The sequence below is a fragment of the Rothia aerolata genome, from assembly GCF_014635585.1.
GTDB lineage: Bacteria > Actinomycetota > Actinomycetes > Actinomycetales > Micrococcaceae > Rothia > Rothia aerolata.
In genome coordinates this window covers 762,541-779,273 of sequence record NZ_BMDC01000001.1, presented here as the reverse complement: position 1 = coordinate 779,273, position 16,733 = coordinate 762,541, and the positions used below count along the sequence as shown (strand labels likewise).

The window sequence follows — 16,733 nt, the reverse complement described above, 5'->3', positions numbered from 1 at the left end:
TGAAAACGGTCACGGGAAAATAGACCAACACACCGCGTTCACTTCTAGCGCATAGGCCAGTCGGTGAACTCAGCTTCCAGCAAACTTACAGATGAAGCCCAACAACAACCCAGATGAATGTTAGATAGTTGCACTAGAAAAAGAATTTGGGGCGGGCAGATGTGTTGCTCGCACAAGCCGTGAAAGGTCAATGACAACCGATGTCGCAAAATCCTTGGGAACAGCAGAACCAGCAGAATTTTCCGGCCCAGGGGGAGCACCCCGCCAACCAGAACTACCCGCAGGGGGACTACCTCTACAGCCAGCAGAACCAGGGCGCCTTTTATGGTCAGCCCCAGCCTGAACAACCCGCCCCCAAGCGCAAAGGCACGGGCGCGCTTGTGCTGACCACTGCCGTCATCGCTGCCCTGGTGGGTGGCGGTGTGGGCGCCGGTGTCACCGCCCTGGCAGACCAGAACCCGGCGCCCTCCTCTACCGTTTCGGGCACCACCATCGTCAACAACACCGATTCGGTCAACGAAATTACCGCTGCCGCTGAAAAGGCAACCCCCTCCGTGGCGACCATCGGTGTCAACGGATCGGCTGCTTCGGGCTCCGGCTCGGGTATTATTTTGGATTCTGACGGTCACATTCTCACCAACACCCACGTGGTGACCATGGACGGTCAGACCAACAACGCCTCCATTGAGGTGCAGATGTCAGACGGCACGGTGCGCAAGGCCGACGTGGTGGGTACCGATCCCACCAGCGATCTGGCGGTCATCAAGATGGATACCGCCGGCCTCAATATCACCCCGGCAACCCTGGGCGATTCCAGCAAGCTCAACGTGGGCGATGTTTCGGTGGCAATTGGTGCTCCGCTGGGCCTACAGAACACCGTGACCGACGGTATTATTTCCTCGCTCTCTCGCACCATCGAGGTGGCAAGCTCTGAAGTTCCCAATGACTCTGAGCAGTCCGATAATTCTCTGGGCAGCCAGGATTCTCCCTTTGAATTCCAGATGCCAGACCAGCAGGGGCAGTCCCCCTCGGGCACTCGCAACACCGTCTCTCTCAACGTGATTCAGACCGATGCGGCGGTGAACCCCGGTAACTCCGGCGGCGCCCTGGTCAACTCCAAGGGTGAGGTGATTGGCGTGAACGTGGCTATCGCTTCGGCAGATAGCTCGGGCGCTTCGTCAGAGGCGGGCAACATCGGGCTTGGCTTTGCGATTCCCATCAACTATGCCCAGCGGATTGCCCAGGATTTGATTGATAATGGCGAGGCATCCCACGGCCTGCTGGGTGCGACCGTCTCAACCTCCCCGGCCAATGACGATCAGAGCCAGACTTTTGGGGACGGCGCTTTGATTCAGGAAATCTCGAACGGCGGCGCCGCTGACGAGGCGGGAATCCGCCGGGGCGACGTCATTACCGAGTTCAACGGCAAGAAAATCGCTGAGGCAGGTCAGCTGACCGCCGCCGTCCGCGAAACCGAACCCGGTACCGAGGTGACCGTAAAGCTCAACCGCAACGGCTCGATGGAGGAAAAGCAGGTGACCATCGGCGACTCCGCTAACTCCTCAAACTAAATTTTTCCGCCCTCAAACCCGTGCTGGCGCCAGGCCTCGAATACCGCAATAGAGGCGGAGTTGGCCAGGTTGAGGGAGCGGCGGCCCTCCACCATGGGAATCTTAACGCGCTCGAAAATTTCGGGCGCGTTTTGAACGTCCCGGGGTAGCCCCACCGACTCGGGGCCGAACATGAGAACATCGCCGGGCTCGTAGGCAATATCGGCAAAGTTGCGAGAAGCCGTGGTGGTAAAAGCAAAAACGCGGGCGGGTAGCAGGGCCTCCCAGGCGTCTTCGAGGGTCTCGTACACGGTCATCACCGCCAAATCGTGGTAGTCCAGCCCGGCCCGCTTGAGGTTCTTATCTTCAAAGTTGAAGCCCAGGGGTTTCACCAGGTGGAGTTCGGCACCGGTAATGGCCGCCAGACGGATTGCATTTCCGGTATTGCCCGGAATCTCGGGGGTATAGAAAAGAATCTTGAACACCTCCTCAGTCTAAGACACCGGCGCCGGGCAGACCGCCTGCCCGGGAAGAATCGGGGCTTGCGTGCCCTATCTCATGGAGCGAGGAATAAAAGCGGGCGTAAAATGGTTTAGTTTGAGTCTTACCCACAAAGAGTGAAAGGTAAACCATGGGGTCTACTCGTGTGTATATGGATCACGCCGCCACCACCGATGTTTTGCAGCCGGTGGTTGAAGCCGTGACCGAGCAGATGCTGCTGGGCGGAAACCCCTCATCCCTTCACTCTGCCGGCCGCCGCGCCCGCGCCACCGTTGAGGCAGCCCGGGAAAAAATTGCCGCCGCTGCCGGCTGCGACCCGGCCGAGGTTATTTTTACCTCCGGCGGCACCGAGGCAGATAACCTGGCGGTCAAGGGAACTTTCTGGAAGCGTCACTCAGCTGATGCGACCAAAAACCGCATTCTGGTTTCTTCCATTGAGCACCACGCGGTCGGCGATACCGCCGAGTGGCTGGAAACCCACGAGGGTGCCGTCATCGACTGGATTCCGGTTGACGAAGACGGCTTGGTCAAGCCCGAAACCGTTCGCGAGCTCATCGAGAAGAACCCCGACGACGTCGCCCTACTGACCGTCATGTGGGCCAATAATGAGGTCGGCGCGATCCAGCCCATCGCCGAACTCGCCGAAATCGCCGCCGAATACGGTATTCCCATGCACACCGATGCGGTACAGGCCTTCGGCGCTGTGCCGGTGAACTTCCGAAACTCCGGTGTTGCCACCATGGCTATTTCCGGCCACAAGATTGGCGGGCCTATGGGCATCGGCGCGCTGATTGCCACCCGCTCTGCCGCTTTGGACCCGGTGCTCCACGGCGGCGGGCAGGAACGCTCCGTTCGCTCGGGAACTATTGACGCGGCGTCCATCGCGGGATTCGGCGTGGCAGCTGCCTGGGCCAGCGAACACCTGGCAGAGGAATCCCGCCGTATTGGCCAGTTGCGCAACCGGATCATCAACCGGGTGCGCGAGGAAATCCCCGGTGCGGTACTGCGCGGCCCCGAACCCGAGACAGACCTGGAGCTGATCGAAAAGGGCCCCAGCCGCCGCCTGCCCAACAACGCCCACTTCACCTTCACCGGCTGCGAGGGAGACTCCCTGCTCTTTCTGCTGGATATGGCGGGGGTAGAATCCTCCACCGGCTCCGCCTGCAACGCCGGTGTGCCTCGCCCCTCCCACGTGCTGTTGGCTATGGGGCTGAGCGAGGAGACCGCCCGCGGAGCCCAGCGCTTTACCCTGGGGCACTCGAGTACGGTGGACGACGTCGACCGGCTACTTGACGCCCTTCCCACAGCTTTCAATCAGGCCAACCAGGCGGGCCTGGCAGCCCACACCCCCAACGCAGAACTCTGGCACTAAGAACTTTCGAGGACTATATTAATGAAGATTTTGGCAGCGATGAGCGGCGGCGTAGACTCCGCCGTGGCAGCGGCACGCGCGGTGGAAGCCGGCCACGACGTGGTGGGTGTGCACCTGGCACTTTCCCGAATGCCCGGCACCCTGCGCACCGGCTCCCGCGGTTGCTGCACCATTGAAGACTCCATGGACGCCCGCCGGGTCTGCGACCAGCTGGGCATTCCCTTCTACGTGTGGGACTTCTCCGAGCGCTTCAAAGAAGACGTGGTCGATGACTTCGTCTCCGAATACGAGCACGGCCGCACCCCCAACCCCTGCATGCGCTGCAACGAGAAAATCAAGTTCGCCGCCCTGCTGGAAAAGGCAGTGGCTCTGGGCTTCGACGCCGTGGTGACCGGCCACTACGCCAAGGTCATCTCCGACGAGGCCGGCAACCGGGAGCTGCACCGCGCCGCCACCTGGGCTAAAGACCAGTCCTACGTTCTAGGTGTGCTCACCCACGAGCAGCTCAAGCACGCCTGGTTCCCGCTGGCAGACACCCCCTCCAAGGATCTGGTGCGCGCCGAGGCTGCCGAGCGCGGTTTCTCCGTGGCAAAGAAGCCCGACTCCTACGACATCTGCTTCATTCCCGAGGGCGACACCCGCGCCTGGCTCGAAGAACACATCGAGATGCAACCCGGCGACATCAAAGACACCGAGGGCAACGTGCTGGGCCAGCACCCCGGCTCCCATGCCTACACCGTAGGTCAGCGCAAGGGCCTGGCCATCGGCCGCCCCGCCCCCGACGGCAAGCCCCGCTTCGTGCTGGAAATCCGACCCAAAACCAACGAGGTGATCGTCGGCTCCCGCGACCTGCTAGACATCGACGAAATCCGCGGTATCCGCACCACCTGGGCGGGCCTGCCGGTAGCAGAAGTCGCCGACTTCCTGGCCCAACAGCCCCGGCTGGGCGCCCGCTCTGCCGAATTCGACATCACCGCGCAGGTACGCGCCCACGCCGACCCGGTAGCCTCTACCGCCCACATGGAATGGGTCGAGGATGACGAAGCCGAGGACGGCGCCGGACTGCGGCTAGAAGTCGTGGTAGGCATCAAGGAAGAACTCCGCGGAGTCTCACCCGGGCAGACCCTGGTGATGTACCAGGGCACCCGCGTGCTGGGCCAGGCAACCATCAACAGGGCCTACTCGCTGAAGCGGGCGGATATCGCGGCGTGATGCTTGCGCTTGGTTCGCGTTGAGGGCGTTCCCCTCAACCTCCCTTAAACGCTCGCTTCGCGATTCCGCTCACTCTTGTGTGCTCGCAAGCTCGCACCCGTTTCGCTTCATCCCGATGCCAGTTGAGGGGAACGCCCTCAACGCTCTCTGGCGTCTCGGCTTCGGCGCCGGTTGAGGGAAAACGTCCCTCTGCGCTTTGCCCCTACTCTCCACACCAGTTCAAACCTCTTCATCTTAATTGCTCCCTACCGTGTCTTTCCGCAAGATAAACCCGGTAACAATGTGAAGCCACGCAAAAATCTTTTAGACTATCAAGCATGAGTGATACACAGGACGTTCAGGCCAACAAGGATTTTGACCGCCGCGCCACCTCCCTTGAGGGCACCGACCCGGCGGTTCTCGAAGAGCTTTTCAGCATCCGCCGCACCATTGATAATATGGACGCCGCGCTGGTCAACATTCTGGCCGAGCGTTTTCGCGCCACCCAGCGGGTCGGCTACCTCAAGGCAGAGCACTCCCTGCCCGCCGGCGACCCCGGCCGCGAAGCCGCTCAGATTAAGCGCCTGCGCTCTCTAGCAGAAGCCGCCCAGCTTGACCCCGAGTTCGCCGAGAAATTTTTGAACTTTATTATTTCCGAAGTAATAAGGCACCACGAACAAATCGCCCAAGCCCAGGAGGCTGAAAAGTAAACCATGGTTTCTCCCGACCGCCCCGGCACCCCCGGCTTTTCTCAGAGCCGTTTGGCACACCTTCGGGCGCGGTTTGGGGAAAGAAACCGCGACGACCAACTCCTGCAGGCAGACCAGCCGCAGGCTCTTACCTTTGACCCCAAACATTTTGTGCGGGCAAGCGCCCTGGGCCCCTGGCCCGGCACCCATATGGTTGACTCAATCAACCGGGTACGCGGCGAACTGGGGGCGCCCCACCTGCCCTTTCTTCCTGAGCTGGTTCACCGAGGCTACGCCGCAAGCCAACTGGCACGCACCATCGTGGCGCTGGAGGGGCTGACCGCCGACGGCGCCTCCTTTGGCTGGAGACTCACCGAGGGCAACTCCCGCGAAGCTCAGCTGGCGCATACCCTCTTTGCCTCAGACATCAACGCTCTGGCCGATGTGGTGGGGCAGGAAACCTTGCCCACCGGGGCGCTCAAGCTCCAGTTCACCGGCCCTATCTCGCTGGCCGCCCAGCTCTATCTCACCAACGGGGAGCGGGCCCAGCATGATTTTGGCGCCCGTCGCGACCTGAGAGATTCCTTCCTCGCCGGGGTTACTTCCTGGATTGACCTGGTCAAAGAAGCAGCTCCCCACCACACGATTACCGTCCAGCTTGATGAACCGGAGCTCACTCGGGCGCTGGCCGGCACCATTCCTACCGCCAGCGGTTATAGAACCCTGCGCTCCCTGCCGCTGGCCGAGGTCGAAGAGTCTATGGCTAGCACGGTGGAAGCCCTGCAACGGCAGGTAGACTCCGTTGCTCTGGCAGGCACCGACCTGCCCTTCTCCGTGCCCGAGCAGGCCCGCGCCGTCCTTAAACCCTTTGACGAAGTAGCCCTTCCCGTTCGGGATTTAGCCGACCGCGACTGGGAGGCCATCGCTGAGCAGATTGAGGCTGACCGTGCGGTATGGTTGGGTATCGTTAACCCGCTTCAGAAAAGCTCGGTGGGCCAGCTGGCCCAGAACATCTGGCAGCGCTGGCGCAGGGTGGGCCTGCCCGCCCAGCGGCTGAACCGGGTGACCGTTACCGAGACCGGCCAGCTTGAGTCGCTCAATCCCGGTGAAGCCACCGCGGTGCTCCACGACATTTGCGAGGTGGCACGCGCTTTAGCTGAGACCGCTTCTGATGACTAGACCCGTACAGGTCTGTACTATTGATTCAGGGTTAGTAGACATCCCGAGATTTTGAGACCGAAAGCTAAAGGAGCAGGGACTTTCATGAGCGCAACTATTCTTGTGGTAGATGACGACGATGCTTTGGCAGAAATGGTAGGCATCGTGCTGGCACAGGAGGGTTTTGACACCGTTTTCTGCGAGGCGGGCGATAAAGCCTTTGATGCGTTTGTTGCTAACCAACCCGACCTTGTTCTTCTTGACTGGATGCTTCCCGGCAAAAACGGGGTTGAGGTGTGCGCGCAGATTCGCAACGAATCAGATGTTCCGATTATCATGCTGACCGCCAAGAGCGACACCGACGACGTAGTGCGCGGTCTTGAAGCCGGCGCCGATGACTACATTGCCAAGCCCTTCAAACCCGCTGAGCTGTTGGCCCGCGTGCGGGCCCGTTTGCGCCCCCGCGAAGACCACTCCAACGAGCCCCTGCGCGTGGGCGGCCTTGAAGTGGATCTCGCCGGCCACACCGTCTCGCGGGACGGCGCTCTGATTCCGCTGACCCCGCTTGAATTTGAACTGCTGGCCAATCTGGCACGCCAACCCGGCCAGGTGATGACCCGCGAGACCCTGCTCGATAACGTGTGGGGTTACGAGCGAGACGTCGATTCCCGCCTGGTGAACGTGCATATTCAGCGTCTGAGGTCAAAGATTGAGCAGGACCCCGAGAACCCCCAGATTGTCTTGACCGTGCGCGGAGTGGGCTACAAGGCAGTCTCCGATAAGCCCAAGCGTTAAGAGGTAGTGGTTGAGCAGGGAACAGGAGACAAAAGAGGGTTCTTCGGCTGAGGCGGGGCTCTTGTCGGACGACGCCGCGGCGGAGAAACCGCTGGGAGCGGGTCGGGTAGGCAGCCCTCAGAAGGAGAGCGCCGAGGTTGATATCTCGAAAGCTCCCGAGCTGAGCTGGCGGCACCCGATTCGTCGTGCCCGTTACCTCTGGCGCACCTCCCTGCAGTTCGGCGCCGTGGCTAGCGCGGGCTTGTTGCTGGCCATTGCCTTCGTATTTGTGGGCTACTTTCTCTCCCACCAGATTGCTAACTCCCTCTTCCAGGGCAGGCTGGACCAGGCTCTGGAAGAATCCTCCAACGGTTTCACCAACGTGCAGACCCTGCTGGATAGCTCGGACTCTACGGGCCGGGCAGAGATTCAGCAGGATGTGCTACGCATTGTCACGGTGCTTGAGGCCAGCGGTAGCGACAGCGAGAAACAGTGGATTCTGATTCCGGGCAGCTCCGCTGATGAGGGTTTTATTTCTGAGCAGAGTCAAAATGATCAGCTCAGTTCAGACGACGTGCCCCAGGCCCTGCAAGACTCGGTCAACTCTTCCGAGGGAATTTTTTGGCAGTCCTCAACCCTTGAGCAGAACGGTGTTGAGGAGCCGGCTCTTTTCGTGGGCTCGAGTATCTCCATTCCGCAGAATCCCAACTACGGTCTGTATTTGGTCTACAACCTCAGTTCCTCCCAGCAGACCCTGAACTACATCAATGTGGTGGTGGGCCTTGCCTTTGGAATCCTGCTTTTGGTGGTTCTCTCTATCGTGTGGGTGGTAACCCGCATGGTGATCCGCCCGCTTTCTTCCACCGCCATTACCGCTGAGAAACTGGCTGGGGGAGATCTGGGCCAGCGTGTGATTGTGCGTGGCCACAACGAGACTTCCCGCCTGGGCCGTTCCTTCAACAAGATGGCAGACAGCCTGCAAGATCAGATTTATCGGTTGGAAACGCTCTCTACCATGCAGCAGAGGTTTGTCTCCGACGTCTCGCACGAGCTGCGCACCCCGCTGACGACGGTTCGCATGGCGGCAGAGATGCTCTATGACGGTCGCGATGAAATGGCGCCCTCCTATAAACGGCCCACCGAGTTGCTCTACAACCAGGTTGACCGCTTTGACTCCCTACTCTCTGACCTGCTGGAGATTTCTCGCTTCGATGCGGGCTCGGCCAAGCTCGATGCCACCTCGGTGGACTTCATGGCGGTGGTCAACGATGTTCTGCTGGCGGTGGAGCCGCACCTCATCCGCACCTCGACAGAACTGCGCATGCATGCGCCGTCCTCACCCATTACCGTTGAGATGGACCACCGCCGTATCGAGAGGGTGCTGCGCAACCTCTTCTTCAACGCGGTGGAGCACAGCGAGTCTCAGCCCATTGACGTTTACATTGCCACCAGCGAAACAGCCGTGGGTATTGCCGTGCGCGACCACGGTATCGGTCTCAGTCGCGAACAGATTAAACAGGTCTTTAACCGGTTCTGGCGAGGGGACCCTTCGCGCAAACGCACGCTGGGTGGCACCGGTTTGGGGCTGTCGATTGCGGCGGAGGACGTCGCTCTGCACCGGGGCACGCTGGAGGCCTGGGGTGAGCTGGGCGAAGGGGCCTGCTTCCGCATGACCCTGCCCCTGAAACAGGATATTCCCATGGGTGCCTCACCGGTGCTTCTGACCGGAGACTCGGTAGATGGCCCCACCCCCATTAGCGCCAAGATTCCCAGGGTCTCGCTGGACGACGATATAGACCGCATCGATTCAGAGCCGGAGGAGGAGAACTAGCGGTGGACCGTTCCCATATTCTCAGCCGAAGGAGCCTGCTGACCGCCGGGCTTTCTTCAGCTTCCCTGCTGGCCCTGAACGCCTGTGCCTCTATTCCCTCCAACGGAGCGGTTAACCACTACGCTGATTCCCGCGCTGACTCGGCTACCCAGAATAGCGAGATTACCCCTGAGGGCCCCCAGCCAGGTGCCAGCCCCGAAGAGATTATTCGCGGTTTCTTCCATGCGGGAATCGGCCCCGATAACGACTACGAGGTGGCCCGGCGTTTTCTCACCGATGACCTCTCGGAATCGTGGCGGCCCGATGCCCGCACCCTCATTCATACCAACTCTCTGTCTGTGACCGCTGAGCCTGACGAAGAGGGGCGCTTTCGGGCCACGGTTCCGGCCACCACCGAGATTGATGAGGTTGGACTGGCCACTTCCTTCGCTGAAGAATCCACGGAATATCTCCTCTTTAACCTGACGCAGGTTCAGGGGGAGTGGCGGATTAGCCAGGCACCCGACGGGCTGGTGCTGGAACAGAGCGAGTTCGAACAGAGCTTTGACTCCTTTACCCTCTATTTTTACGACCCCACCTTCACCTACGCGGTGCCCGATGTCCGCTGGTTTGCCGACCGGTCTTCCGTGGCCACCTCGATTGTGCGGGTGCTGTTGCAGGGGCCTGCCCCCTACTTGCTCGACGCCGTCCGTTCAGCTCTACCGGAAAACACCAGCCTGACCAGGAACTCGGTTCCTATTAACGGCACTTCCGCCGAGGTGAGTTTGCAAGGCTCTAATATCTCCCCGGACATGTCTCAGCTGGATATTGAGCGAATTAATAGCCAGCTGACCCAGACCCTGGAGCTGGTGAGCGGCATCGAATCCGTGACCCTGCTTTTTGATGATCAGCCGGTGACCACCAACGCCCTGGATAACTATATTGAACCGCGGGTTAACCCGGTGGTCAGCCAAAATGTGGTGGGCGTTGACGGTTCGACCCTGCGAATTCGCAGTGAGGTGCTCAACCGCGAAAGCCAGCAGACCGTCTACTCCACGTCTGAGGGTGATATGGTACACACCGCTATGGGGTATAACCGCCAGGTTTTCTCCTACCTCAGCAGTGATCTCAGCTCGGTCTATCTGATTAAGAACAGCGAGAGCCGGGTGGTGCTTCAGGGCAGTGAGTTCTGCACACCCAGCTTTGACCAGTTCCAGTGGATGTGGGTGGCTGAGGCAGATGCTACCCTGCACCTGGTCTCGCTGGCGGGTAATGATTTCGCAACAGATGAGGTACAGGCTGATTGGTTGGACGGCGCCCGGGTGAGTGCCCTGCGCATCGCCAGGGATGGCTCGCGGGCGGCAATCGTTGCGGAGTCAGAAGGCTCCAGCTTCCTCTGGATTTCCGGGGTCAGACGAAATGCAGATAATAAGCCCGAGGAACTCATTCAGCCGGTGCGTATTGCCACCAACTTTGAGATATCAGATGCCCGCTGGACCTCAGACCAGAGCCTGGTGGTGGCCAACTATCAGACCGGCGAGTCGGAGCTGGTCTACCTCTCGGGTGAGCAGAGCGAAATCAGCCAGCTCGATTCCTTGACCCAGGTTGCCGCCTGCATCGGTGGCGACCAGGTGATTGCCCAAACTGCTAACCAGGGTATCTACATGCTGGTGGATCGAACCTGGTCACGGATTGAGACCGCCACCCACGACTTTAGCTACTCCGGCTAGCCGTGGCCGAGAAATTTTCCGCCAGCAGGTTGAGGCAGGGTATGGGGCAGGCACTGGCCGATGTCTCAGACCTGTTTCTGCCTGCCACCTGCGCCTGCTGCGGAACCTACGGCAAAAACCTGCACGGCAGAAAAGACCTTTGTCCCAGGTGTGATTACCTGCTACGCCACTCCCTGCTCAACCTTCACCGGCCCCAGCTGCGGTCCGCCCAACCTACCTGCGTGGCCAGCGGGCTCTACGAGCACGAGGTGGCCGCCGCCGTCCTCGCCTTTAAAAACGGCGGACGAACCGACCTCACCCCCTACCTAGCAACCGGCCTCACCCGGGCGATTTCGGCTCTGCTGGAAGAGCAAGACTTGGCACTTCTCCGGGGAAAGACGCTGGTGCTGGTACCCATGCCCTCTGAAGCCTCAAGCCTGCGGAAGAGGGGTTACTCTCCAGCAGAAGAGTTGGCTCGCTATAGCCTGCGCCAGCTCCGCGCTAACCTGCCGCCCCAGCTGGCAGGAGTTGGCTCTGAAATTAAGGTGGTCCCGGCCCTGAAAAAGAAAAGTGGCTCGGTGCTGAGTGGGTTCTTGGGTAGGGAGGGCCCCGGCCAGAAGACCCTGGGTGTAGAAGACAGGTTTCGACGGATGAGCCACTCGCTTGCCCCGGCCCAACCGCCGGGTGGTCTCCTGGGCTTCCGCTACGATCTTAGCGACGCCGCCTGCATTTTGGTGGACGACGTGGTGACCACCGGCGCTACGCTCAGCGCAGCCTACCGCTTGCTTCAACCGCTGACCACGGTGCTCGGGGCCAGTACGGTGGCCGCCGTTCCCCGCCGTTTCGAGGGATCTTAAGGCTTGTGAACTAATGGTGACCAGACCCGTAACAGAAAGTGACACAGGCCATAAAATCTACTAGTCTTGAACCAAGGAATTGAAAAGAAATTCCCTGCTCATCACCGTAGATGAGCGAACCCCCAACACTTGGAGGGCATTGTGAAAACCAACGTCATTGGCCGTAACGTCAAAGTCACCGACCGTCTTCGTGAATACGTCGAAGAAAAAGTTGTCAAGTTCGAACAGCTCGAACGGGTCAGCGATATCGAAGTCAAATTCACCAAAGATGGCCACTCCGGTCCCAACACAATCCGAGTAGAGATCACGGTTACCGGCCAAGGCCCGGTTCTTCGCGCAGAATCACACGGCGAAGACAAGTTCGCAGTTTTTGATGACACCTACGGAAAACTCCTAGAGCGCCTGCGGCGAGCCCGCGACCGCCGTAAGACCCCCAAGGCTGGCGGAAAGCGGCCCGCTTCCGTTTCTGAGGCAACCGGCTCGCTGCCTATTATTGACGACCAGGTAGCAACCATCGAGATTCACAGTGATGATGTTCCGGTAGAAGAGGCAGCTTTCTCCACCGAATACTCGCTGGCAGATGAGGTAACCTCGCCCATCGAGATCCGCCGTAAGAGCTTCACCGCCGAGCGTTTCACCCCCGAAGAGGCAGTAGACAACATGGAGCTCGTGGGCCACGATTTCTTCATCTACATTGATAAGGAAACAGGCTCTCCCTCCGCTGTTTACCGTCGCAAGGGTTGGTCCTACGGCGTTATTACCCTGACCGAAAGCTAAGAAAAGAGTCTTTTAATTCTCTGGCCCCTCGCCTTCTGGCGAGGGGCCATGTGCGTTTCTTAGCGGAAACAGGGGTAATGTGACTATTTGCCCAGAGAAGAATTTGCGCTGAAAACGGCTCATTTCCCGGGTGTAGCCTAGAATGGTAGAGTCTGTGCCGTTCAATAGCTGAACCGCACGCCAGTAATACTTTCGTCTCAAGGAGTCAGTTTCCGTGGCATCTTTCTTGGAAAAGATTCTTCGCGTCGGGGATAAGAAAATCCTCAAGCAGCTTCGTGCCTACACCGATGCGGTGAATTCGCTCGAAGAAACCTTTGAAAGCATGTCTGACGACGAGCTGCGCGCTGAGACTGCGAAGTTCCGTGAACGTGCTGAGAAGGGCGAAGATCTCAATTCGCTCCTGCCCGAGGCATTCGCGGTGGTGCGCGAGGCATCTAAACGAACCCTGGGCAAGCGTCACTATGATGTACAGCTGATGGGTGGCGCTGCCCTGCATCTGGGCAACATCGCCGAAATGAAGACCGGTGAAGGCAAGACCCTGGTGGCCACCGCGCCGTCCTACCTCAATGCGCTCACCGGCAAGGGCGTGCACGTGGTGACCGTCAACGACTACCTGGCTGAGTACCAGGCCAATCAGATGGGCCGAGTCTTCCGCTTCCTGGGCATGGAATCGGGTGTAATTCTCTCCAACCAGACTCCCAACCAGCGTCGCAAGCAGTACGCCGCCGATATTACCTACGGCACCAACAACGAATTCGGCTTCGACTACCTGCGCGATAACATGGCCTGGACCGTTGAAGAGCAGGTTCAGCGCGGCCATAACTTTGCCATTGTCGATGAGGTTGACTCCATCCTCATTGACGAGGCGCGTACTCCTCTGATTATTTCCGGCCCCGCAGCCGGTGAGGCCAACCGCTGGTACTCGGAATTTGCGCGCTTTGCCCGTACCCTCAAGGTCGATGTTGACTACGAGGTAGACGAGAAGAAGCGTACCGTGGGTATCTTGGAGCCCGGTATCGACAAGATTGAAGACCACCTGGGTATTCGCAACCTCTACGAGCCCGCCAACACCCCGCTGATTGGCTTCCTTAACAACTCCATCAAGGCCAAGGAGCTCTTCCACAACAACAAAGACTACGTGGTGATGAACGGCGAGGTCATGATTGTGGATGAGCACACCGGCCGTATTCTCTCCGGACGCCGCTACAACGAGGGAATCCACCAGGCAATTGAAGCCAAGGAAGAGGTGGAGATTAAGCCCGAGAATCAGACCATGGCCACGGTGACCTTGCAGAACTACTTCCGCATGTACGACAAGCTCTCGGGTATGACCGGTACCGCTGAGACCGAGGCGGCAGAGTTCATGAACACCTACGAGCTGGGCGTGGTGCCCATTCCCACCAACAAGGGAGTGGCCCGTATCGACCAGCCCGATAAGGTTTACAAGAACGAGATCGCCAAGTTCAACGCCGTGGTGCTCGATATCAAGGAGCACAACGAGAAGGGCCAGCCTGTCTTGGTGGGTACCACCAGCGTGGAGAAGAGCGAGTATCTCTCCAAGCTCCTCAAGCGCGAGGGTATTCGCCACGAGGTTCTCAACGCTAAGAACAACGAGCGTGAGGCCCACATTGTGGCCCAGGCGGGTCACAAGGGTGCAGTGACCGTGGCAACCAACATGGCAGGCCGCGGCACCGACATTATGCTCGGCGGCAACCCCGAGTTTGAAGCCGTTGAGCGCATGAAGAAGCTCGGTCTTGACCCCGAAAAGAACGCTGAGGCCTACGAGCAGAAGTGGCCTGAGGTTCTTGCTGAGTGCGAGGCCGCAGCCCAGGCAGAGCACGAAGAAGTGGTGGAACTGGGCGGTCTCTACGTGCTTGGCACCGAGCGTCACGAGTCCCGCCGCATTGATAACCAGCTACGGGGTCGTTCGGGCCGCCAGGGCGATCCCGGCGAATCTCGCTTCTACCTTTCCCTGGCTGATGACCTCATGCGCCTCTTCAACGGTCAGGCAGCTGCCCGTCTGATGGCGGGTGCCCCCGACGATGTCGCTCTGGACTCCAAACTGGTTTCCCGCGTTATCGCCAATGCCCAGGGCCAGGTTGAGGCGCGGAACGCGGAACAGCGTAAGAACATTCTCAAGTATGACGACGTGCTCAACCGCCAGCGTGAGGCCATGTACAAGGACCGCAACGCGATTCTGCACGGAGACGACCTGAAGGAAAACATTCAGAAGTTCACCTCCGAGGTGCTTACCTCTATTGTGGATGCGCATGTGGCTGAGGGGCACCCCGAGGATTGGGACTTCGAGAAGCTGTGGTCAGCTCTGAAGACCGTCTACCCCATTGGTATCACCGTGGACGACGTGGCTGAGCTGGCCGGGGGAGAGAACAAGATTACCCGTGACCTGCTGGTCACCGAGGTGCTGGCTGATGCCCACGTGATTTACGAAGAGCGTGAGGAAGAGGTGGGCGAGGAAGCCATGCGCGAGATCGAGCGCCGCGTGGTGCTGTCGGTGATCGGTAAGCGCTGGCCTGAGCACCTCTATGAGATGGACTACCTCAAAGACGGTATTGGTCTGCGCGCTATGGCTCAGCGCGACCCCCTGGTGGAGTACCAGCGCGAAGGCTATGCCATGTACCAGGACATGATGGGTGCCGTGCGAGAAGAGACGGTCACCTACCTCTTCAACCTTGATCTTTCCAAGCAGCGCACCCGTTCCTCCAAGGTTAAGCTGGATATTCCGGCCCAGCCCAAGTTCCTACAGTACTCGGCACCGAGCGAAAGCGGTGGCACCGAAACCGAGACCCGTGAGTCTGAGGTCAGCGACGGTACCGGTGAGATTGAGATTGTTCCCGAAAAGAAGGCTAAGAAGGGGCTGGGCCTCAAGCGCGGTTCCCAGAAAGCCTAGCTTTCTTAGGCGATTTCAAGTGCCGTGATCTTCCAGGCGGTGAAGATTTTTTCTACCCGCAGGGCCATGGCGCGCACTCGCGAAAAGTCTTCCACAATGAGGGTGACTTCAAACTGGTTCTCTCCAACCCGCTGCGCCCTGGTGCGGCGGGTTTTGGGCAGTTGCAGCTGCTTGCGAAAGGGCGAGTGGTTGAGCGGAGTGTTGGCGTAGGTTCGGCGGAGGCTCTGCTTGGTGATACGGGAACGGTTGACCACCTTTTGATAGCAGTCTTGGCTGAGCCACTTTGCAAGGTGGGCTGCGGGGCGTCGTCCTGCAAAAACCTCGAGCAGAGCAACGCTGAGGCCGGCACACATCACCTCGATAGACCTGCATTCGGTATCGGTGGGAGCCAGCGCGATACCGGCTGAGCGAGTGCTGGTTTCACGGTCTAGGACTTTTTGCCTAAATTTTGCGTATTCTTCGGCTGAAACAGCCATGAAACGGTTGAATTCACGGGAGGGCTGAGGCTCTATCACGGTGGTCTCCTGGCGGGTCTCTTGTTGTCAATGTGCGAGGGTGGTTCTTTACTCAGCAGAAGGGAGCATGAGAATCTGCCCCGGATAAATCGTGGCGTCGGGGGACTCCAGTGTTGCTCGATTAGCCTGAAAGATGGCCGATACCGTTTCAAGAATTTGGGCGTCTGTGGCGTCGGGTTTTATCTCTTGGGCAATAGACCAGAGGGAGTCACCGGCAAGGACTACCCGCTGCCGCGGTGGGTCTTGCGAGCCCGGAGTATCGCAGGAAAGCGGGGCAGCAGCTGAGGCCGGTTCTGCCGGTGAGGCAAGTTGGAAAAAGGGAGTCAGCGGGGTGTGCTGACGGGGAACTTCTTCCTGCGAAACCACCAGGGTCATTGTCTCTGTGCCTGTCTGTGGTGCGGCCTCTTGCTCCTGGCTTTCGTTGAGATTGAAGAAGGGAGCAATGTCTTCTGAAACCTGAGTCTGCACCACAGCGGCAGGAGCTGTTGCGGCGTAGGCGGGGCTGGAGAGCGCTCCCAGACCCACCGCTGCAAAGACAGCATTGCGCATAAAACGGGGAATCCAGGGTGGCAGAGCCAGTGTGAAGCCTTGCTTTTTGGCTCGGGTTGCGGCGGTGAACAGATAGGCGACCGAGAGAAGCCACCAGAGTAGAATCGCTGCGCAGATTAGAAAGAGCGTTGCAAGCACGATGGTCTCGAAGCTCTTACCGCTCGAGGCAGAGGTGAGGAGCCTCCACCCCAAAGCGAGGCCGCAAGCGGATAAAAGCGGTATAGCTAGGGTGGATACGCTATCTCTTAGCTTATGAAGGGTCAATCCTGCCATGACTGAGTCCTAAAGGTTCAATTTGATGTGGTTTGGTTATCTACTATGAGTATTACCCCATTTTCTGGGCTTGTAAAGACTTCTATTGAAATCATTTCCA

14 protein-coding genes are annotated in these 16,733 nt (G+C 59.3%); 11 read left to right on the top strand and 3 right to left on the bottom strand.

Translation table 11 applies throughout. The features are described 5' to 3' along the window. The first annotated feature begins 200 nt into the window (after window positions 1-200). On the top strand, window positions 201-1,571 hold the full coding sequence (locus IEV00_RS03485) for a S1C family serine protease (protein WP_188358912.1): 1,371 nt from the start codon (window positions 201-203) through the stop codon (window positions 1,569-1,571). Here the strand turns inward: IEV00_RS03485 and IEV00_RS03480 are convergent. Further along, on the bottom strand, window positions 1,568-2,035 hold the full coding sequence (locus IEV00_RS03480) for a tRNA (cytidine(34)-2'-O)-methyltransferase (protein ID WP_188358911.1): 468 nt from the start codon (window positions 2,033-2,035) through the stop codon (window positions 1,568-1,570). The two genes, IEV00_RS03485 and IEV00_RS03480, sit on opposite strands and share 4 nt — an antisense overlap. Before the next feature lie 146 nt (window positions 2,036-2,181). On the opposite strand from IEV00_RS03480, the gene IEV00_RS03475 reads away from it, so the two are divergent. The 10 genes from IEV00_RS03475 (at window position 2,182) to secA (ending at window position 15,296) form a co-directional block, all read left to right on the top strand. After that, window positions 2,182-3,423: a cysteine desulfurase family protein gene (locus IEV00_RS03475; protein WP_188358910.1), complete on the top strand. Its 1,242-nt coding sequence runs from the start codon at window positions 2,182-2,184 to the stop codon at window positions 3,421-3,423. A gap of 21 nt (window positions 3,424-3,444) precedes the next feature. After that, window positions 3,445-4,635 carry a tRNA 2-thiouridine(34) synthase MnmA gene (mnmA, locus tag IEV00_RS03470; protein ID WP_188358909.1) on the top strand — a complete coding sequence of 397 codons (1,191 nt, stop codon included), beginning with the start codon at window positions 3,445-3,447 and terminating at the stop codon, window positions 4,633-4,635. 317 nt (window positions 4,636-4,952) lie between these two features. After that, window positions 4,953-5,324, top strand: coding sequence for a chorismate mutase (locus IEV00_RS03465; RefSeq protein ID WP_188358908.1), 372 nt, complete (start codon window positions 4,953-4,955; stop codon window positions 5,322-5,324). Window positions 5,325-5,327: 3 nt separating this feature from the next. Then, entirely contained in the window at window positions 5,328-6,482 is a 1,155-nt protein-coding gene (locus IEV00_RS03460) for a uroporphyrinogen decarboxylase/cobalamine-independent methonine synthase family protein (RefSeq protein WP_188358907.1), read from the top strand. Between the two features lie 84 nt (window positions 6,483-6,566). After that, window positions 6,567-7,256, top strand: a complete 690-nt coding sequence (mtrA, locus tag IEV00_RS03455) for an MtrAB system response regulator MtrA (protein WP_188358906.1) — start codon at window positions 6,567-6,569, stop codon at window positions 7,254-7,256. Between the two features lie 10 nt (window positions 7,257-7,266). Further along, window positions 7,267-9,066 carry an MtrAB system histidine kinase MtrB gene (gene mtrB, locus IEV00_RS03450; RefSeq protein WP_229723042.1) on the top strand — a complete coding sequence of 600 codons (1,800 nt, stop codon included), beginning with the start codon at window positions 7,267-7,269 and terminating at the stop codon, window positions 9,064-9,066. 2 nt (window positions 9,067-9,068) lie between these two features. After that, window positions 9,069-10,775, top strand: a complete 1,707-nt coding sequence (locus IEV00_RS03445; protein ID WP_188358905.1) for an LpqB family beta-propeller domain-containing protein — start codon at window positions 9,069-9,071, stop codon at window positions 10,773-10,775. A 41-nt stretch (window positions 10,776-10,816) separates the two neighbouring features. Further along, window positions 10,817-11,611, top strand: a complete 795-nt coding sequence (locus IEV00_RS03440; RefSeq protein WP_188358904.1) for a ComF family protein — start codon at window positions 10,817-10,819, stop codon at window positions 11,609-11,611. Window positions 11,612-11,752: 141 nt separating this feature from the next. After that, entirely contained in the window at window positions 11,753-12,388 is a 636-nt protein-coding gene (hpf, locus tag IEV00_RS03435; RefSeq protein ID WP_188358903.1) for a ribosome hibernation-promoting factor, HPF/YfiA family, read from the top strand. Between the two features lie 214 nt (window positions 12,389-12,602). After that, a complete protein-coding gene (secA, locus tag IEV00_RS03430) occupies window positions 12,603-15,296 on the top strand; it encodes a preprotein translocase subunit SecA (RefSeq protein WP_188358902.1) in 2,694 nt (897 codons plus the stop codon). Between the two features lie 5 nt (window positions 15,297-15,301). Here the strand turns inward: secA and IEV00_RS03425 are convergent, their stop codons facing one another. Together IEV00_RS03425 and IEV00_RS03420 are read right to left on the bottom strand one after the other, a co-directional pair. Then, window positions 15,302-15,811, bottom strand: coding sequence for an Rv3235 family protein (locus tag IEV00_RS03425; protein ID WP_188358901.1), 510 nt, complete (start codon window positions 15,809-15,811; stop codon window positions 15,302-15,304). 48 nt (window positions 15,812-15,859) lie between these two features. After that, entirely contained in the window at window positions 15,860-16,498 is a 639-nt protein-coding gene (locus tag IEV00_RS03420) for a LysM peptidoglycan-binding domain-containing protein (RefSeq protein ID WP_188358900.1), read from the bottom strand. Between the last annotated feature and the right edge of the window lie 235 nt (window positions 16,499-16,733).